This is a genomic window from Streptomyces sp. C1-1 (genome assembly GCF_050214755.1).
Taxonomy (GTDB): Bacteria; Actinomycetota; Actinomycetes; order Streptomycetales; family Streptomycetaceae; genus Streptomyces.
This window is the reverse complement of sequence record NZ_CP189826.1, coordinates 3,859,619-3,879,536: the sequence shown is the minus strand read 5'-3', so window position 1 is coordinate 3,879,536 and position 19,918 is coordinate 3,859,619. Positions and strand designations below refer to the sequence as shown.

The 19,918-nt window shown below is 72.3% G+C and carries 11 protein-coding genes; 8 read left to right on the top strand and 3 right to left on the bottom strand.

Annotated features, from left to right (window positions below):
- The first annotated feature begins 309 nt into the window (after positions 1-309).
- The 3 genes from ACQF4J_RS17500 to moeZ all read left to right on the top strand — a co-directional run bounded on the left by ACQF4J_RS17500 (position 310) and on the right by moeZ (position 3,248).
- Positions 310-1,269 (top strand): NAD-dependent epimerase/dehydratase family protein, encoded by a 960-nt coding sequence (locus ACQF4J_RS17500; RefSeq protein WP_351582820.1) that lies wholly within the window; start codon positions 310-312, stop codon positions 1,267-1,269.
- The gene (locus tag ACQF4J_RS17495) at positions 1,257-2,006 is read left to right on the top strand and encodes a spherulation-specific family 4 protein (protein WP_351582821.1); all 750 of its coding nucleotides are present in this window, start codon (positions 1,257-1,259) and stop codon (positions 2,004-2,006) included. Before ACQF4J_RS17500 ends, ACQF4J_RS17495 begins: the two co-directional genes overlap by 13 nt.
- A gap of 63 nt (positions 2,007-2,069) precedes the next feature.
- Positions 2,070-3,248, top strand: coding sequence for an adenylyltransferase/sulfurtransferase MoeZ (moeZ, locus tag ACQF4J_RS17490; RefSeq protein WP_351582823.1), 1,179 nt, complete (start codon positions 2,070-2,072; stop codon positions 3,246-3,248).
- Between the two features lie 86 nt (positions 3,249-3,334).
- On the opposite strand, the gene ACQF4J_RS17485 is transcribed toward moeZ, so the two are convergent.
- The 3 genes from ACQF4J_RS17485 to ACQF4J_RS17475 all read right to left on the bottom strand — a co-directional run bounded on the left by ACQF4J_RS17485 (position 3,335) and on the right by ACQF4J_RS17475 (position 9,398).
- A complete protein-coding gene (locus ACQF4J_RS17485) occupies positions 3,335-4,894 on the bottom strand; it encodes an alpha/beta hydrolase (protein WP_427166062.1) in 1,560 nt (519 codons plus the stop codon).
- Between the two features lie 136 nt (positions 4,895-5,030).
- On the bottom strand, positions 5,031-6,572 hold the full coding sequence (locus ACQF4J_RS17480) for an alpha/beta hydrolase (RefSeq protein WP_351582827.1): 1,542 nt from the start codon (positions 6,570-6,572) through the stop codon (positions 5,031-5,033).
- A 93-nt stretch (positions 6,573-6,665) separates the two neighbouring features.
- Positions 6,666-9,398: a lysylphosphatidylglycerol synthase domain-containing protein gene (locus ACQF4J_RS17475; protein ID WP_351582829.1), complete on the bottom strand. Its 2,733-nt coding sequence runs from the start codon at positions 9,396-9,398 to the stop codon at positions 6,666-6,668.
- Positions 9,399-9,584: 186 nt separating this feature from the next.
- Between ACQF4J_RS17475 and ACQF4J_RS17470 the strand changes: the two genes are divergently transcribed.
- The 5 genes from ACQF4J_RS17470 (at position 9,585) to nudC (ending at position 19,851) form a co-directional block, all read left to right on the top strand.
- Positions 9,585-9,971, top strand: a complete 387-nt coding sequence (locus ACQF4J_RS17470) for an MGMT family protein (RefSeq protein ID WP_351582831.1) — start codon at positions 9,585-9,587, stop codon at positions 9,969-9,971.
- A 257-nt stretch (positions 9,972-10,228) separates the two neighbouring features.
- Entirely contained in the window at positions 10,229-13,702 is a 3,474-nt protein-coding gene (locus ACQF4J_RS17465) for an ATP-dependent helicase (protein ID WP_427166059.1), read from the top strand.
- A 100-nt stretch (positions 13,703-13,802) separates the two neighbouring features.
- Entirely contained in the window at positions 13,803-17,339 is a 3,537-nt protein-coding gene (locus ACQF4J_RS17460; RefSeq protein WP_427166058.1) for a UvrD-helicase domain-containing protein, read from the top strand.
- Positions 17,340-17,349: 10 nt separating this feature from the next.
- Entirely contained in the window at positions 17,350-18,753 is a 1,404-nt protein-coding gene (locus tag ACQF4J_RS17455; RefSeq protein WP_427166056.1) for a dipeptidase, read from the top strand.
- A 156-nt stretch (positions 18,754-18,909) separates the two neighbouring features.
- Entirely contained in the window at positions 18,910-19,851 is a 942-nt protein-coding gene (gene nudC, locus ACQF4J_RS17450; protein ID WP_351582841.1) for an NAD(+) diphosphatase, read from the top strand.
- Positions 19,852-19,918: the final 67 nt, after the last annotated feature.

The window sequence follows — 19,918 nt, the reverse complement described above, 5'->3', positions numbered from 1 at the left end:
GCGGCCACCACCACGCGAAAGCTTCAGCCGCGTACGGCGGGAAGGGGCCGTGCCGGGGGGTGCCCGCCCGCAGCGTCGGGCGTCAGGACACAGCACGACACGGCCGACAGCACCGCCCGACCGAGGACGGACACCCCCCGGCGCGGCCCCGCCCCACCCACCGATCCCCAGGCGCCACGCGCACCGTCGCGAAAGCCGCACAGGCGCCGCAGGCATCCCGGCGCAACCGCCCGGAGGCCCCCGCCTCGAAGGAGCACCACAGATGACCACCGCCCACCCCACCCCCGACGGCGCCCGAGGAGCCGCCCGATGAGAGTCCTGCTGATCGGAGCCAACGGCTACCTCGGCCGCTTCGTGGCCGACCGCCTCCTCGCCGACCCGGCCGTCCAGCTCACCGCCCTCGGCCGGGGCGACGACGCCGACGTCCGCTTCGACCTCGCGTCCGGCAGCCCCGGCGCCCTCACCCGCTTCCTCGACGCGGTACACCCGGGCGTCGTCATCAACTGCGCCGGCGCCACCCGGGGCGGCGCCCGCGAACTCACCCGGCACAACACCGTCGCCGTCGCCACGGTCTGCGAGGCCCTGCGCCGCAGCGGCTGCGGCGCCCGTCTGGTGCAGATCGGCTGCGGCGCCGAGTACGGCCCCAGCCAGCCCGGCTCCTCCACGGCCGAGGACGCCGTCCCCCGCCCGGGCGGCCCGTACGGCGTGAGCAAGCTCGCCGCCACCGAACTCGTCCTCGGCTCTGGCCTGGACGCGGTCGTCCTGCGCGTCTTCTCACCCGCCGGCCCCGGCACCCCGGCCGGTTCCCCCCTCGGCCGCCTCGCGGAGGCCATGCGCCGAGCCATGCAGTCCGGCGACGGCGAGCTCAAGCTCGCGGGCCTGGGCGCCCAGCGTGACTTCGTCGACGTACGCGACGTGGCCCGGGCCGTCCACGCCGCGAGCCTCTCCGCCGCCCAGGGCGTCATCAACATCGGCTCGGGCCGCGCCGTCCGCCTGCGCGACGCCGCCGCGACCCTCGCCCGGGTGGCCGGATACGGCGGCGCCCTCCACGAGCTCGACGGCCCGCCCGGCCCACTGCGCGCCCCGATCGGCCACCCGCGCGGTGATTCCGACCACACGGCCCCCGTGGCGTACCCGTACCCCGACGGCTGCGGAAGCTGGCAGCAGGCCGATGTGCGCACCGCACGGGACCGGCTCGGCTGGCGGCCCCGGATCAATCTCGAAGAGTCTCTCGCCGACATCTGGATGGAGGCGGCATGCCGCATCTGACCAGCACCAAGACGTACTCCCCGAGCACGGCCTTCCGCACCGGCTTCGGCATCCCCGGCTATGCGCATCCTCTCGTCGCCCCCACCGAATGGGGTGAACTGACCCGCCCGGGGACACCTCTGCACTGGGTCGTCCTGAACGTCGCCGACGGCCCCGGCAGTCGCCCCGACCCGCACTGTCTGGAGGCGGCCGGCCGCCTGCGCAACGCGGGTGTGCGCGTCCTCGGCCACCTCGACGCCACCTTCGGCGCCCGCACCTTCGGCGAGCTGATCTCCGACGCGCACCGCTACATCGACTGGTACCGGGTCGACGGCTTCCTCCTGGACCGCTGCCCGACCGAGCGCACGGCGCTTCCCGGGGTCCGCCGCACGGTCACCACGCTCCGTGCCGTGCGTGACGACGCCCACATCGTCCTCGGCCACGGCACGCACCCGCACCCCGGATACGCGGAGACCGCCGACCAGCTGGTCACCTTCTCCGGGCCGTGGAGCGACTACCGCTGGTCGCAGGTGGCGGAGTGGACGGCCGACTACCCGCCCGACCGGTTCTGCCACTTCGTCCACGGAGTACCGGGCCCCCACCTCGAAGAAGCCCTGCGCATCGCCCGCTGGCAGGGTGCCTCGACGATCTACTTCACGGACCGCACCGACCGCGGCGGCCGCACCGACCCCTGGGAGACCATGCCCGGCTACTGGGACGAGATCGTCTCGCGGATCGGAACGGGTGTCTCGGAATGAAAAAGGCCGTGGCACTGTTACAGGGAGAACAACCGTACTGATTGACCGACCAACGGAGTCCCCGTGTCGCTGCCACCCCTGGTCGAGCCAGCCTCTGAGCTCACCGTAGACGAGGTCCGCAGGTACTCCCGCCACCTGATCATCCCCGACGTCGGGATGGACGGGCAGAAGCGGCTGAAGAACGCCAAGGTGCTCTGTGTGGGCGCCGGCGGCCTGGGCTCGCCGGCGCTGATGTACCTGGCCGCCGCGGGCGTCGGCACGCTCGGCATCGTGGAGTTCGACGAGGTCGACGAGTCGAACCTGCAGCGCCAGATCATCCACAGCCAGGCCGACATCGGCCGCTCCAAGGCCGAGTCCGCGCGCGACTCCGTCCTCGGCATCAACCCGTACGTGAACGTGGTCCTTCACGAGGAACGGCTCGAGGCCGAGAACGTGATGGACATCTTCAGCCAGTACGATCTGATCGTCGACGGCACGGACAACTTCGCGACCCGCTACCTGGTCAACGACGCGTGCGTGCTGCTGAACAAGCCGTACGTGTGGGGTTCGATCTACCGCTTCGACGGCCAGGCCTCCGTCTTCTGGTCCGAGCACGGCCCCTGCTACCGCTGCCTCTACCCGGAGCCCCCGCCGCCGGGCATGGTCCCCTCCTGCGCCGAGGGCGGCGTGTTGGGCGTGCTGTGCGCGTCCATCGGTTCCATCCAGGTCAACGAGGCCATCAAGCTCCTCGCGGGCATCGGCGAGCCGCTGGTCGGCCGACTGATGATCTACGACGCCCTGGAGATGCAGTACCGCCAGGTCAAGGTCCGCAAGGACCCCAACTGCGCGGTCTGCGGCGAGAACCCGACCGTCACCGAGCTCATCGACTACGAGGCTTTCTGCGGCGTCGTATCCGAGGAGGCCCAGGAGGCGGCCGCCGGCTCGACGATCACTCCGAAGCAGCTCAAGGAGTGGATCGACGACGGCGAGAACATCGAGATCATCGACGTCCGTGAGATCAACGAGTACGAAATCGTGTCGATCCCCGGTGCCCGGCTGATCCCCAAGAACGAGTTCCTCATGGGCGCCGCCCTGGAGACCCTCCCGCAGGACAAGAAGATCGTCCTGCACTGCAAGACGGGTGTCCGCAGTGCGGAAGTCCTCGCGGTCCTGAAGTCGGCGGGCTTCGCCGACGCCGTGCACGTCGGCGGCGGAGTCATCGGCTGGGTCAACCAGATCGAGCCGCACAAGCCGGTCTACTAGGAGCCGCACGAACCGCGCCACCAGGCAGAAGCCTTTCCGGAAGGGGCTCGGCACCACGGGTGCCGGGCCCCTTCTTGTCGCGCGGCCTACCGGGCGCAGACCTTGCCGTCCGTCGGCACCCTCCCGTCGAGCAGGTAGGCGTTCACGGTCGAGTCGACGCAGTCGCTCCCGTTGCCGTACGCCCCGTGCCCCTCGCCCTTCCAGGTGAGCTCCACACCGACGCCCTTGCCCAGTTCGTCGGCCATCTTCCTGGCGCCCTCGTAAGGGGTGGCCGGGTCGCCGGTGTTGCCGACCACCAGGACCGGCGCCGCGCCGGGCGCGCTCACCTCCGGGGTGTCGTACTGCCCGGCCACCGGCCAGTCGTGGCACCAGCCGGCCGTGTCCCAGCCGAGGAAGTCCCCGAACAGGGGCGAGATCTTCTCGAATGCCGGCAGCAGCTTCCTCGTCTGCTCGGCGGTCGGCCGCTGCTTGTCGTCCAGGCACGATATGACCCGTTGGGAGTGGGTCGTCGTGCCGTAGTGCCCCGCGGAGTCCCGTTCGTTGTAGCCGTCGGCCAGCGTGAGCAGCTCGGTGCCGTCGCCGCGCTTCGCGGAGTCCAGGGCACTGGTCAGGGCCGGCCAGCCCGACTTGCTGTAGAGGGGCAGGACGATGCCGGTGAGCGCGAGCGTCTGCGTCAGTTTGCGCCCGGAGGATGTCGGCAGCGGGTGCGTGTCGAGCCGCTTGACCAGGTTCGCGATCTTCCGTGTGCCCTGCACGGGGTCCTGGCCCGTCGACTTCAGGTAGTCGTCCAGTGCCCGCTGGAAGCCCCGGGTCTGGTTCTCCGCGTGTCCCACCGAGTCCGCGCTGGGGTCGACGACCGCGTCGAGGACGAGCCGGCCGACGTTCTTCGGGAAGAGATGGGCGTAGACGCCGCCCAGTTCCGTGCCGTACGAGATGCCGAAGTAGTGCATCTTCGAGTCGCCGAGCACCTGGCGCATCAGGTCCATGTCGCGGGCGGTGTCGGTCGTCGAGACGTGGGCCAGGAGCTTTCCGGCGGCCTTCTGGCAGCCCTTGCCGAAGTCGACGGCGTCCTGGAAGTACGCGTTCTGCTCGGCCGGGGTGTCGGGTGTGGCGTCGATGCTCTCGGCGGCCTGGATCGCCTTGTCGCCGCGGCAGCGCACTCCTTCGCTGGCGGCGACTCCGCGCGGATCCCAGCTGACCAGGTCGTAGCGCTCGCGCAGCACGGACACCGTGGCCGCGTACTGCGGCATCGTCGACACGCCCGAGCCGCCGGGTCCGCCGAAGTTGAACAGCAGCGACCCGAGGCGCTTGCCCCCACGGGCCTTCTCACGGATCAGTGCCAGACCGATCGTCCCGCCGTCCGGCTTCGACCAGTCCAGCGGCACCTTGAGCGTCGCGCACTGCCAGTCGCTGCCCGGAGCGGTTGCGTCCGCGGTCGCCTTGCAGCGCCCCCAGGCGAGCTTCTGCGCGGTCAGGGAGGAGGGCAGGGCGGCGGTCGTACCGGAGGAGCCGGTCGAGGGCGAGGCGGCCGTACTCTTCCGCCCGTCCTCGCCCCCGCCGCCGTCGGACGACGAGCCGCCGCTGCAGCCCGCCACCAGCAGTGCGGCGGCGGCTCCGAAAGCCGTCCACCGTGCGAATCGCGCCATGTGCGTCCCCCCTGACTGGCCGTCCGCATCGAGCAGCGGACCGCGGTCAGGCCATACTAGGCAGATCACGCCGAGCCCGCGCAGGCCTGTGGATAACGTTCTGACCTGCGATTTTATCCGGAATCCCGGGCTGTCGTCAGGAGCAGACGGTTCCGGCCGCCGGCACCTTCCCGTCCAGCAGATAGCCGTTCACCGCGCTCTGCACACACTTGTTCTTGCTGTCGTACGCGCCGTGCCCCTGCCCCTTGTACGTCAGCTCCACGCCGACGCCCTTGCCCAGCGCGTCCACCATCTTCTTCGCACCCTCGTACGGTGTGGCCGGGTCGCCGGTGTTGCCCACGACGAGGATCGGCGCCGAGCCGGCGGCACTCACGTCGGGGTGCTCGGCGGCGCCCGCCACGGCCCAGTCGGTGCAGCCGGCCATGGACCAGGCCAGGAAGTCACCGAAGAGCGGTGAGGCGGCCCGGAACTCGGGGAGCTTGTGCTGGACGTAGGCGGTGTCGTAGCGGGCCTTGTCGTCCGCGCAGTTGATGGCGATGTTCGCGGCGGTGATGTTGCTGTACTCGCCGTTCTCACTGCGGCCGTTCATCGAGTCGGACAGCGCCATGAGGATCTTGCCGTCACCGTCGTACGCCTCCTGCAGGCCCTCCGTGAGGTACTGCCAGAAGTCCTTGGAGTACAGGGACTGTGCGATGCCGTTGGTCGCGGCGGTCTGAGTGAGCTGACGCGGGAAGATCCCGGGGATCGGCTTCCTGTCGAGGTCGGCCAGGAGCGTGGCGATGCGGTCCTTGACGTCCTGCGCGGTGTCCCCGATCGGGCAGGGCTGGGCCTTGGAGGTGCAGTCCTCGGCGAAGTTGTCGAGGGCGAGCTGGAAGCCGCCGGCCTGCCCGAGTGAACTCTGCTCGACGTTCTGCGTCGGGTCGACGACCGCGTCGAAGACGGCACGGCCCACGTGCCGGGGGAACAAGTGGGCGTAGACGCCGCCGAGTTCGGTGCCGTACGAGATGCCGAAGTAGTAGAGCTTGTCGTCGCCGAGGACCTGCCGCATCAGGTCCATGTCCCGGGCCGCGTCGGTGGTGCGCACGTGCGGCAGCACCTTCTTGGAGTTCTTCTCGCAGTCCGAGTTGAACTGCTTGGTGTTGTTCAGGAACTCGGTGCGCTCGCTGGCGTCGTCGGGGGTGGCGTCCTGCTGGAAGTAGGTGTCGAGCTGCTGGTCGTTCTCGCACTTCACGGGCGCGCTGCGGCCGACCCCGCGCGGGTCGAAGCTGACCAGGTCGTAGCGGGTGCGCAGCTTCGCGTAGTCCTCGCCGAAGGAGGGCAGCGTGGTGACGCCGGAGCCGCCGGGCCCGCCGAAGTTGAAGACGAGCGAACCGATGCGCCTGCTCGCGCTGCCGCTCGTCCTCGCCCGGATCAGCGCGAGGCCGATGGTGTCGCCCTTGGGCTTGTCCCAGTCCAGAGGCGCCTTCATGGTGGCGCACTGCCAGGTGCCGCCGTTCGGCAGAGGCGACGGCGCGGCGCCCCCGCCCTCCGCGGCGGAGGGGGCCGGGCAGTCCTTCCAGTGCAGCTTCTGGGCCGACAGGTCCTCGTCGTTCTTGGCGCTGTCGCTGCAGGCCGCCAGTACGGAGGACAGCAGTACGGCGGTCAGGGCGGCGGCCCGCAGGCGCGGAGGCTTCGGCATGTTTCCATCCTGTGGCCGCGCGGGACGGCCCGCTCGGGACACGGGCCGTATGAGGTACGCGCGCGTACCGCCGTCGTTCGACGGGGCGTCGTATCAGAGGGCCTGCTTGCGGGAGAGCTGGTTGAAGGCCAGCCAACCCGGCAGCACCGGCAGCCACAACGTCATCAGCCGGAACAGCAGGACGGCCGGGGCCGCGACCTCCTTGGGCAGGCCCACGGCGATCAGACCGACCGTCAGCGTCGCCTCGACGGCGCCCACGCCGCCCGGCGTCGGGGCCGCGGAGCCGAGCGCGTTGCCGGCGAGGAAGACGACGGCGACGCTGGCGATGCTGAGCGAGGTCCCCTGGTGGCCGAAGGCGCGGATCGAGGCGTCCAGGCACATCACGAAGCAGGCGGTCAGCAGCAGCATGCCGCCGATGCCGGTGACCAGCTTCTGCGGCCGCTGCAGCACGTCCAGCATGCGAGGCACGACGCCGGCGAAGAGCGACCGCACGCGCGTGACGACGAATTTCCGCAGGAACGGCACCGAGGTGACCACCAGCACGAGCACCGCCACCGTCAGCAGACCCGCGATGACCGTCCGGGACGGCGACAGCGACGGCGTCTTCTCGGTGCCGGTCAGGTAGCCGAAGGACAGCAGCATCAGGATGTGGCAGCCGAGCCCGAACAGTTGGGAGGCGCCCACGCTCGCGACCGCCAGGCCGGGCCGTACGCCCGCGCGCTGCAGGAAGCGCGTGTTGAGCGCGACACCGCCCACCGCCGCCGGTGCGACGATCTTCACGAACGACCCTGCGACCTGGGCCCCGACGGTCCGCAGGAACGGCACCCGTTCGGGCACGAACCCCAGCAGGGCCATGGCCGCCGCGAAGTAGCTGGCCGCGGAGAACGCGAGGGCCGCGACGACCCAGCCCCACTGCGCGTTCTCGATCAGCGGCCCGAACTCGATGTGGGTGAGCTGGGTCAGCAGGAAGTACGCGCCGATGGCGCCCGCGATGAAACTGATCAGCGTCCGCGGCCGCACCCGCTCCAGCCGGGCCGGCTCGACCGGCGCCTGCGGCCTGATGAGCAGTACCTGGTGGCGGATCTGCGTGAGCAGATCCTCTTCCCGCGCTTCGTCGATGGCCTCGTCGATGGCCCGCTTCTCGGCCCTGGCCTCCGCCCGTACGGCCTTCTTGTCGGGCTTTTCGAGTGTGGGCCCGGTGTTGTCGTCGGCCGCCTCCAGGCGGGCCTGCTTGGCCTGCCGCGACGCCTCCAGAACCGCCTCGCGCTCGCGCTGGGCCCGTTCCCGGGCCAGCTTGCGCAGGGTCGCCCGGGAGGTGCGGCTGAGGGCGATGGGCTGCAGCATCGGCAGGCAGTCGGCCACCGCGTCCGGGCCGAGCACGGCCACCGCCGACGCGACCGCGCGCTCGGCACCGACCCGCAGACCGAGCGTCACCAGGAGCTGGGAGACGTCCATGCGCAGCAGCAGATCGCCGGCCGCGATCTCGCCGACGCGCAGGTCGGTGAGGATGACCGTGCCGGAACGATCCACCAGAATCGCGTCGCCCACGAGGCGGCGATGCGCGATGCGCCGGGACTGCAGCGCGCGCACCTGGTGCCAGGTGTCGTGCAGCAGTGCGTCGGTGATCTCGTCGTCCGCCAGGGAGTCGAGTGTGCGTCCGCCGGTGTGCTCGTAGACGAGCATCACCGCGTCGGGACCGAGCTCGGAGGTCGCGATCAGCTTGGGCGCGTTGGCGCCTGCCGCGATGGCCGCGTAGGCGAGCAGGGCCTCCTGCTCCAGGGCCTGGCGCAGCGACTGGAGGCTGCTGCGGGTGGCGAACCCGCGCAGGGTCAGGTTGCGCCACGCGCGGTAGAAGAACCCCTGGGCCTGCTGCTCACGGTCGACGACGGTCACGTCAAGGGGCGGGCCGTCCTCCAGGGTGACGAAGTAACGCCGGCCGCGGTCGCCGGTCTCGTGGTGCTCCGGCATCTCCTCGCGGGCCGCGGTCACCGGGCGGAACCCGACGTGCCGCAGGCCCGCCATCAGCGTCCGACCGGTGGGGCGGACGTTGGGCGAGCCGACCGCGTAGAGCGTGCCGTAGGCCACGGTCCAGCCGATCAGCACCGTCAGGATGATCGAGAACGGTGTCGTGTAGCCGGTGACCAGCATCGAGAAGGCGTCGAGAAGCAGCACGATCCACAGCACCGCCCGCCAGCGCGGCCGCCGTGACATACCGACCGCGGTCATGTAGGCGATGACCGGGGCGAGATAGCCGTGCACCGGGTCGGTCAGGGCGTGGATGTCGCCGGGGGAGGGCTGGGTGAGCGCCTCCTGGATGGAGCCGGGGGCCGCCTTGGCGACCCACAGGTCGGTGGCGAGTGTCACACCGTGCGCGAGGACCGCCGCGAGCACGCCGTCGGCGATGCGCAGTCCGTCGCGCTTGATCAGCCGCTCGATCGCGAACGCGACCGGAACCAGCAGGATCGCGATGCTGGAGGCCAGTCCCGCGATCTTGATGAGCAGGTCGGGTGCCTGTCCGGTGCCCTTGTTGATGTCCTGTTCGAGACCCGAGGTGGTGCCGTGGGCGAACGCGGCGATCGCGAGCAGCAGGACGATCCCCAGCACGCCCACCATGAGGCGCATCAGGTCGGAGGGGCGGTGCACGCGCGCGGGAAGGAGCGGTTCGTCGCCTTCCACCTCGTCGATGTGCGCCTCTTCGACGAGGTCGACGTCGTCCCTGTCCGAGGCCTTCGCGGACGTCCCCGTGCCGCCGGAAACGGGTTCCGGGCGCGACGAAGCGTCAGAGGTGCTCTCCGCGTCCTCTGGGTGCACACCCTGCTGCTTCATCGTCTCTTCTTGATCTCGTATCACCGGTCACCGCCCGCATGATGGTGGCATGCCCCACCGACACACGGGGGCATCAGGGTGCAAATGCGGGGGCGCACAGTCTGCCGGAAGCGCCGCCGGGGAGCGAGGGATGCGCTCGGTCACGAGCGCGTCCCACTGTCGGTGGCGTGGGGCAGGATGGGCCGGATGAGCGAGGAGAGCCTGCCGCAGGAGGACCGACCGGAACACCCGGACGCGCTGCCCGAGTACGCCGAGCGGGTCCTCGAGGTCGCCGAACTGGTACCGCCCGGGCGTGTCATGACGTACGGGGACGTCGCCGAGTGGCTGGGGGAGGGCGGACCCCGGCAGGTCGGCCGGGTGATGGCCCTCTACGGAGGTGCCGTGCCCTGGTGGCGCGTCGTCCGCTCGGACGGTGTCCTGCTGCCCGGGCACGAGTTGCGGGCGCTCGACCACTACCGCGCCGAGGGCACGCCCCTGAAGGAGGCGAGCAGGGCCGCCGAGGGACACCTGCCCCGCCTCGACATGAAGCGGGCGCGCTGGGACGGCGACGGACGCGCTGAGGGTCACACCTGACAGCTTCCGCCATCCGGCAACCCCGTGTGTGACCCGTGATCCGTATGGGGGAACAGGGGCACGTCTGTCGCATGCCGTACGTTCGAGGGGCGAGGGACATGCGAGGCGTGAGCGCCGGGAGGGAAGAAGCGGAAGCTCTGCTTCCGTCCGGCCCGTCGGCGTAGCGTCGGCTGCACACGTCCCCCTCACCCCGCGATCACCGCCCTGCACGCACGGTGGTCCGACAACCAGCACACCCACCAGGACCGGCGAACCACGTGAGCTCCTCTTCCTCCACCAGGCGCCTGTCGCACCCCGCGGTGCGACAGGGGAACCGTGGCGCTTACCGGCTGGTGCGTACCCCTCCGGCCCGACCGGATCCCCCTCGTCTGGACGCCGCTCAGCGCTCCGTGGTTGACCACAGGTCCGGTCCGCTGCTCGTCCTCGCAGGTCCCGGCACCGGCAAGACGACCACACTCGTCGAGTCCGTGGCGGCGCGAGTCGCCCGTGGCGGCGACCCCGCGCGCGTGCTCGTGCTGACGTTCAGCCGCAAGGCCGCCGTCGAGCTGCGCGACCGCATGGCGCTGCGCATGGGGGCGGCCCGCGCCCCCCAGGCGACCACCTTCCACTCGTTCTGCTACGCCCTGGTCCGCGCCCACCAGGACAGTGAGCTGTTCGTGGAGCCGCTGCGCCTGCTGTCCGGCCCGGAGCAGGACGTCGCCGTCCGCGAACTGCTCGCCGGGCAGCCCGACCTGGAGCGGCTCGGCCTCGCGCACGTGCGCTGGCCGGACGAACTGCGCGCCTGCCTGACGACCCGGGGCTTCGCCGACGAGGTCCGCGCGGTCCTCGCCCGCAGCCGGGAACTCGGCCTGGACCCCGTCGCGCTGGACGCCTTCGCCCGCCGTATCGGCCGCCCCGACTGGCGTGCCGCGGCCGCCTTCCTCGCCGAGTACCTCGACGTCCTCGACATGCAGGGCGTGCTCGACTACGCCGAACTGGTCCACCGCGCGGTCCTCCTCGCCCGCCGCCCCGAGGTCGCCGAACGGCTCGCCGCGCAGTACGACGCCGTCCTCGTCGACGAGTACCAGGACACGGACGCGGCCCAGGTCCGGCTGCTGCACGCGCTCGCGGGCGGCGGCCGCACCCTCGTCGCCTTCGGCGACCCGGACCAGTCGATCTACGCCTTCCGGGGCTCCGACGTGAACGGCATCCTGGAGTTCCCCCACGCCTTCCCTCGCGCCGACGGCCGCCCGGCGCCCGTGCAGGTCCTGCGCACCTCCCGCCGCTCCGGCGCCGCCCTGCTCGCCGCGACCCGCCTGCTCACCCAGCGCATGCCGTTGACCCGGCTGCCGGCCGAGAAGGTTCGCGCACACCGCGAACTCGCTCCCGTCCGGGAGGGGGGCCGGGTCGAGGCGTACACGTATCCGACGTCCGGTACGGAGCTGGACAACATCGCCGACATCCTGCGCCGGGCCCACCTGGAGGACGGTGTCCCGTGGCGCGACATGGCCGTCCTGGTGCGTGCCGGGTCCCGGACGATCCCGACGGTCCGCCGCGCGCTGACCGCCGCCGGCGTGCCCCTGGACATCGACGGCGACGACCTGCCCCTGCGGCACGAGCCGGCGGTGGCACCCCTGCTGACGGCCCTGCGAGCGGTGGCCACGGCCGAGGCGGAGACGGCGCAGCCCGAGGAAACTCCCTCCGAGGGGTCTCCGTCCGCGGAGACTCCCTCCGAGGTCGCCCCGCCCGGGGACGCATCGGCCGTGGCTGCCCCGCCCGCGGAGGCATCGGCCCAGGCGGCTCAGCCAGAGGAGACTCTGCCCGCGGCGGCCCCGCCCGGAGATCCCCTGCCCGAGGCGGCAGCCCCTTGCTGGCTCGACACCGAGACCGCCCTCAGCCTGCTCGCCTCGCCCCTCGGCGGTATGGACGCCGCCGACCTGCGCCGTCTCGGGCGTGCCCTGCGCGACGAGGAGCGGGCCGCGGGCAACGCCCTGCCGCCGCCGTCGGACGAACTGCTCGCACAGGCCCTGGCCGAGCCGGAGCGCCTGGCCGTGCACGACCCCGCGTACGCGCGTGGCGCCCAGCGGCTCGGCGCCCTGCTCCGCAAGGCCAGGGAACGCCTCGCGGGCGGCGGCACGGCCGAGGAAGCACTGTGGGACCTGTGGGAGGGCACACCGTGGCCCACCCGCCTGGAGCGTTCCGCGCGGCGCGGCGGGGCCGCCGGGCGCAACGCCGACCGTGACCTGGACGCCGTGTGCGCGCTGTTCGCGACCGCCGCGCGCGCGGAGGAGCGCACCGGCGGCCGGGGCGCCCTGAACTTCCTGGAGGAGATCGAGGCCGAGGACATCGCCGCCGACACCCTCACGCGGCGGGCGGTACGTCCGGACGCCGTACGACTGATGACCGCGCACCGCTCCAAGGGCCTGGAGTGGCGTCTCGTCGTCGTCGCCGGCGTCCAGGAAGGGCTGTGGCCCGACCTGCGGCGCCGCGGCTCGCTCCTGGAGGCCGACCGCATCGGCCGCGACGGACTCGCCGAACCGCTCACCCCGGGCGCGCTGCTCGCCGAGGAGCGCCGCCTGTTCTACGTCGCCGCCACGCGCGCGCGTGAACGCCTCGTCGTCACCGCCGTGAAGGCACCGGCCGACGACGGCGACCAGCCCTCCCGCTTCCTCACGGAACTCGGCGTCGAGCCCAAGGACGTCACGGGCCGACCGCGCCGTCCCCTGTCCGTCGCCGCGCTGGTCGCCGAACTGCGCGCCACCACGGTCGACCCGCGCGTCTCGGACACCCTCCGGGAGGCGGCGGCCCACCGGCTCGCGCGCCTCGCCGCGCTCGCCGACGAGGACGGCCGCCCGCTCGTCCCCTCCGCGCATCCGTACCGCTGGTGGGGGATGTTCGAGCCGACCGAGAGCAAGGTGCCGCTGCGCAACCGCGACCAGCCCGTCGTGCTCTCCGGGAGCGCCCTCGACCAGCTCGCCAACACCTGCTCCCTGCAGTGGTTCCTGGGCCGCGAGGTGAAGGCCGACGCGCCCGCGACGACCGCCCAGGGCTTCGGCAACGTCGTGCACGTCCTCGCCGACGAGGTCGCCTCCGGTCGCACGCCCGCCGACCTCGCCGTCCTCATGGAACGCCTCGACTCGGTGTGGAACGCCCTCGCCTTCGACGCGCCGTGGAAGTCGGCGCAGGAGAAGGAGCACGCGCGCGCGGCGCTCGAACGCTTCCTGCAGTGGCACGTCATGGACCGCACCGGCCGCACCCCGGTGGCCAGCGAGCACGACTTCGACGTCACCCTGGAGGCCGGCGACTACGAGGTCCGCATCCGCGGCCAGATGGACCGTGTCGAGGCCGACGCCGAGGGCCGCGCCTACGTCGTCGACTTCAAGACCGGCAAACAGGCGCCCACCGCGCGCGAGGTGGAGCGCCACCCCCAGCTCGCCGTCTACCAGCTCGCCGTCCGCGAGGGCGCCGTGGACGAGGCCTTCGACGGCCTGCGCCCCGAACCCGGCGGCGCCGAACTGGTGCACCTGCGGCAGGGTGCCGCGCGGCGCGACGGCGGCGAGACGCTGCCCAAGGTGCAGGCCCAGGACCCCATCGAGGGCTCGGCGGGGGAGTGGGTCGGCGAACTGCTCGCCACGGCCGCCGGAAAGGTGCTCGACGAGAGGTTCACGCCGACCGCCGGACAGCACTGCGCGCACTGCGCTTTCCGGGCGTCCTGCAGCGCCCGCCCCGAGGGTCGGCACATCGTCGAGTAGCTCGGGTGATTCATCACACCACCCGTGCTGGCCTGCGCATCCGCCGAGTCGGAAGGAGATCTGTCCTCCGCTGTCAGTGGTCGCCGCTAGCCTCTGTGACGTGCCGCCCCGTATCACCGATCCCGATCAGCTCAAGGAGCTCCTCGGGATTCCGTTCACCCCGGAGCAGACGGCCTGCATCATCGCGCCGCCCGCCCCGCAGGTGATCGTGGCCGGAGCCGGATCGGGCAAGACGACGGTGATGGCGGCCCGCGTGGTCTGGCTGGTCGGCACCGGGCAGGTCGCCCCCGAGCAGGTACTCGGCCTGACCTTCACCAACAAGGCCGCCGGGGAACTCGCCGAGCGCGTGCGCAAGGCGCTGATCAAGGCGGGCGTCACCGACCCGGACGTCATCGACCCGGACAACCCGCCGGGCGAACCGGTCATCTCGACGTACCACGCGTTCGCCGGCCGCCTCCTGACCGACCACGGCCTGCGCATCGGCCTGGAGCCCACCTCGCGCCTGCTCGCCGACGCCACCCGCTACCAGCTCGCCGCGCGCGTGCTGCGGGAGGCCCCGGGCCCCTATCCGGCCCTCACCCGCTCCTTCGCGGACCTCGTCAGCGACCTCCTGACCCTCGACGCCGAACTCGCCGAGCACCTCGTGCGCCCCGAGGACGTGCGCGCGCACGACGCCGAACTGCTGCGCACCCTTCAGGGCGCCAAGCTCACCAACGCCGATCTGCGCAAGGTCCCCGAAGCGGCCGCCGCCCGCCGCGAACTCGCCGACCTGGTGGTCCGCTACCGCGCCGCCAAACGCGAGCGCGATCTGCTCGACTTCGGCGACCAGATCGCCCTGTCCGCGCAGCTCGCGCGCATCCCCGAAGTCGGCCGCGTCCTGCGCGACGAGTTCCGCGTGGTCCTGCTGGACGAGTACCAGGACACCTCGGTGGCCCAACGCATCCTTCTGGCGGGCCTGTTCGGCGGTGGCACCGGCCACCCGGTGACCGCCGTCGGCGATCCCTGCCAGGCGATCTACGGCTGGCGCGGCGCGTCCGTCGCCAACCTGGACGACTTCCCCGAACACTTCGCCCGCCCTGACGGCCGCCCCGCCACCCGCCAGGCGCTCAGCGAGAACCGCCGCAGCGGCGGCCGCCTCCTGGACCTCGCCAACGGCCTCGCGGAACCCCTGCGTGCCATGCACGCGGGCGTGGAGGCCCTCCGCCCGGCCCCCGGCGCCGAACGGGACGGCGTCGTACGCTGCGCGCTGCTGCCCACCCACGCCGAGGAGATCGACTGGATCGCCGACTCGATCGCCCACCTGGTGAACACAGGCAAGGCGCCCGGCGAGATCGCCGTGCTGTGCCGTACGGCGACCGACTTCGCCGAGATCCAGGGCGCGCTCGTCGCCCGGGACGTCCCCGTCGAGGTGGTCGGCCTGTCCGGGCTGCTGCACCTGCCGGAGATCGCCGACCTGGTCGCCGTCTGCGAGGTCCTCCAGGACCCCGGCGCCAACGCCTCGCTGGTCCGGCTGCTGACCGGCCCGCGCTGGCGCATCGGCCCGCGCGACCTCGCCCTCCTGGGCCGCAGGGCGCGACTGCTCGTGTCGCACGCGCGCGTGGAGGAGGACGACGACCGTGACCGGCGGCTCGCCGAGGCCGTCGAGGGGGTCGATCCGTCGGAGGTGGTATCGCTCGCGGACGCACTCGACACCTTCCTGGAGATGCCGCTCGACGCGGAGCGGGAGGACGACGGGCTGCCGTTCTCACCGGACGCGCGCGTGCGGTTCGCCCGCCTGGCCGCCGAACTGCGCGACCTGCGCCGGTCGTTGTCGGACCCGCTGATGGACGTCCTGCACCGCGTCCTCGCCGTCACCGGCCTGGAGGTGGAGCTGTCCGCGTCCCCGCACGCCCTGGCCGCCCGCCGCCGGGAGACCCTCTCCAACTTCCTGGACGTCGCCGCCTCCTTCGCCGCCGGCGACGGCGAGGCGACCCTGCTCGCCTTCCTGGCGTTCCTGCGCACCGCGGCGCAGTACGAGAAGGGACTCGACAACGCCCTCCCCGGTGGCGAGAACACCGTGAAGGTGCTCACCGCCCACAAGTCGAAGGGCCTGGAGTGGGACGTCGTCGCCGTCCCGGGTCTGGTCAAGGACACCTTCCCCAGCACCAAGGGCCGCGAGAAGTGGACCGCCCAGGGCAAGGTGCTGCCGCACGCGCTGCGCGGCGACGCCGACACCCTGCCCGACGTCGAGTCCTGGGACTCCCGTGGCCTGAAGGCCTTCCAGGAGGCCATGAAGGAGCACCAGCACAGCGAGGAACTCCGCCTCGGCTACGTCACCTTCACCCGCCCCCGCTCCCTCCTCCTCGGTTCCGGCCACTGGTGGGGACCCACCCAGAAGAAGCGGCGCGGCCCCTCCGGCTTCCTGCTGGACCTGTACGAGCACTGCGAGGCAGGGCACGGCGAGATCGAGGCGTGGGCCGAGGAGCCCGCCGAGGACGAGGAGAACCCCGTCCTGCACACGGCGAGCGCCGACCAGGTCTGGCCCCTGCCCCTGGACGAGGCGTCCCTCGCCCGCCGCCGGACGGCCGCCGAGACCGTCCTGGCCCACCTGGAGGACCTCGCATCCCACGAGGACGGCCACCCCGCGGCCGTACACGACCCGGACAGCCACGAGGACCCGGAGTGGCCCGCGCCGCCGGACGACGAGGAGCCCTACGAGGAAGACGACGAGGAGCCCTACGAGGAAGAGGAACCGTTCCCGGACGAGGAGCCCGGCGACTGGGACAGCTGGTCCGCGGACCGCCCGACGGTCCCGCACCAGGCGACGGGACCGGAAGGCACCGAGCAGGGCGGCACGCGCGCGCCGGACAACACCCACGCGCGCGCTTCCGTCCCCGGGCACACCCGCCCCCGCCTCACTCCCGAGGAGGCCCGCGCCATCGCCTCCTGGGACCGCGACCTCGACGCCCTCACCGGTGAGCTCCTGCGCGCGCGGGAAGCCGTCACCGACGTGCCGCTGCCCGTGACCCTCACCGCGTCGCAGGTGATGCGGCTGGCCGCCGACCCGGACGGCTTCGCGCAGGAACTCGCGCGCCCCATGCCCCGCCCGCCGCAGCCCGCCGCGCGCCGGGGCACCCGCTTCCACGCCTGGGTCGAGGCCCGCTTCGAAGAACTCACCCTCCCCGTGCTGGAACCGGAGGAACTGCCCGGCAGTGACGCCGATATCGCCGACGAGCGCGATCTGGAGGCCCTCAAGGACGCGTTCGAACGCACCGAGTACGCCCACCGCACGCCCCACCGCGTCGAGGCGCCCTTCCAGCTCGCCATCGCCGGCCGGGTGATCAGGGGACGTATCGACGCCGTGTACAAGGAAGGCGACGGCGAGGCGGCGACGTACGAGATCGTCGACTGGAAGACCGGCCGCGACCGCACCGCCGATCCGCTCCAGCTCGCCCTGTACCGGCTCGCCTGGGCCGAGCAGCGGCGCGTTCCCCTGGCGTCCGTCAACGCGACGTTCCTGTACGTCCGTACCGGTGAGGTGGTACGACCGCAGGGCCTGCCGGACCGGGCCGCGCTGGAGCGGCTGCTCCTGGACGGGCCGACCGCGCAAGCGAACTGTGAGGAACCGCCCACCGAGGATGTCGGTGCGGGCCGATAGGCTCGTGACCATGAGCCAGACCCCGGACAGCGCCGTCCGTACGTACATCGAGCAGCACAGCTCCGCCTTCCTGGAGGACCTCGCGGAGTGGCTGCGCATCCCGTCGGTGTCCGCCCAGCCGGACCACGCGCCCGATGTACGCCGCAGCGCCGACTGGCTCGCCGCAAAGCTCCGGGAGACCGGCTTCCCGACCACCGAGGTCTGGGAGACCGCGGGAGCCCCCGCCGTCTACGCCGAGTGGCCCTCCGCCGACCCCGAGGCGCCCACGGTCCTCGTCTACGGCCACCACGACGTGCAGCCCGCCGCCCGCGAGGACGGCTGGGACAGCGAGCCCTTCGAGCCGGTCGTCCGCGACAACCGCCTCTACGCGCGCGGGGCGGCGGACGACAAGGGCCAGGTCTTCTTCCACACCCTGGGCGTCCGCGCCCACCTCGCCGCCACCGGCCGCACGACCCCGGCCGTCGGCCTGAAGCTGCTGATCGAGGGCGAGGAGGAGTCCGGATCGCCGCACTTCCGCGCCCTCGTGGAGGAGCACGCCGGCCGGCTGGCCGCCGACGCCGTGATCGTCTCCGACACCGGCATGTGGTCCGAGGACACCCCCACCGTCTGCACCGGCATGCGCGGCCTCGCCGAGTGCGAGATCCACTTCTTCGGCCCCGACCAGGACATCCACTCCGGGTCCTTCGGCGGCGCCGTACTCAACCCGGCCACCGCCGCCGCCCGTCTGGTCGCGGCCCTGCACGACGAGCACGCACGCGTGGCCGTCCCCGGCTTCTACGACGGCGTCGTCGAACTCACCGACCGCGAGCGCGAGCTCTTCGCCGAACTGCCCTTCGACGAGCGCGAATGGCTGCGCACCGCCAAGTCGTACGCCGCCCAGGGCGAGGCCGGCCACACCACCCTGGAGCGCATCTGGGCCCGCCCCACCGCCGAGGTCAACGGCATCGGCGGCGGCTATCAGGGCCCCGGCAGCAAGACGATCATCCCGTCCTCGGCGATGGTGAAGCTGTCCTTCCGGATGGTCGCGGGACAGGATCCCGCCCACATCGAGAAGGTCGTCCGCGACTGGGCGGGCACGCAGGTGCCCGCGGGGATCCGGCACGAGATCACGTTCGGTGCCGCCACGCGCCCGTGCCTGACGCCGCTGGACCACCCCGCCCTGCAGTCCGTGGTCCGCGCGATGGGCCGTGCCTTCGGCAAGCCGGTCCGCTTCACCCGCGAGGGCGGCTCCGGACCGGCCGCCGACCTCCAGGAGGTGCTGGCCGCACCGGTGCTCTTCCTGGGCATCTCCGTCCCGTCCGACGGCTGGCACGCGCCGAACGAGAAGGTCGAGCTCGACCTGCTCCTCAAGGGCGTCGAGACCACCGCGTACCTGTGGGGCGACCTCGCCCGGACCTGGCGTCATGCGCCCTGAGCGTCCCGCGCCGCCCGGACGGGCAGGCTGCGAGGGGCACACTGGAGGGAACGCCTCGCACCGCCCAGCCCCACCGGAACCGGTCACCTCCCGCCCTACGTCCCGCCGAACCGCCCGCCGAACCAGCCCGTTCCACAGGGGGAGTTGGAAGCACCCGTGACCACCTGGACCGACCACACCGCCGACCGCCCCATCTCGCTCACCGCTCCGAGCGGCATCGACCGCGCCGCCCACCACCGGCTCGACGAGGCCTGGCTCGCGGCGGCGTGGAGCCACCCCACGACCCGCTGCTTCGTGGTCTCCGGCGGTCAGGTCCTCATCGACGAGACGCCCGACGGCCGTACCGAACTCGTCATGACCCCCTCCTTCGAGGCCCCCCTGACGGAGGCGCACCGCTACTTCCTGGGCACCGACGAGGACGGCGTCAGCTACTTCGCCCTCCAGAAGGACGCGTTGCCCGGCCGGATCGACCAGTCCGCGCGCCCGGCCGGCCTGCGCGAGGCCGGCCTGCTGCTGTCGCCCCGGGACGCGGGCCTGATGGTGCACGCCGTCGGCCTGGAGAACTGGCAGCGCACCCACCGCTTCTGCTCCCGCTGCGGCGAGCGCACCGTCATCGCCGCGGCCGGCCACATCCGCCGCTGCCCGGCCTGCGGGGCCGAGCACTACCCGCGCACCGACCCCGCCGTGATCATGGCGGTCACCGACACCGAGGACCGCATCCTCCTCGGCCGCCAGGTCCACTGGCCCGAGGGCCGCTTCTCCACGCTCGCGGGCTTCGTGGAGCCCGGCGAGTCGATCGAGCAGGCGGTGCGCCGCGAGGTCTTCGAGGAGGCCGGCATCAGCATCGGGCAGGTCGAGTACGTCGCCAGCCAGCCCTGGCCGTTCCCGTCCAGCCTGATGCTCGGCTTCATGGCCCAAGCCACCTCCACCGAGGTCAACGTCGACGGCGACGAGATCCACGAGGCCCGCTGGTTCTCCCGCGACGAACTCGGCGCCGCCTTCGAGTCCGGCGAGGTGCTCCCGCCCTACGGCATCTCGATCGCGGCCCGTCTGATCGAGCTCTGGTACGGCAAGCCGCTGCCGACGAGGAGCGTGTGACGGGCGAGCCGACACAGCGCAGGACGCGAAAAGGCGATACCCGAGTCGATCTCGGGTATCGCCCTGA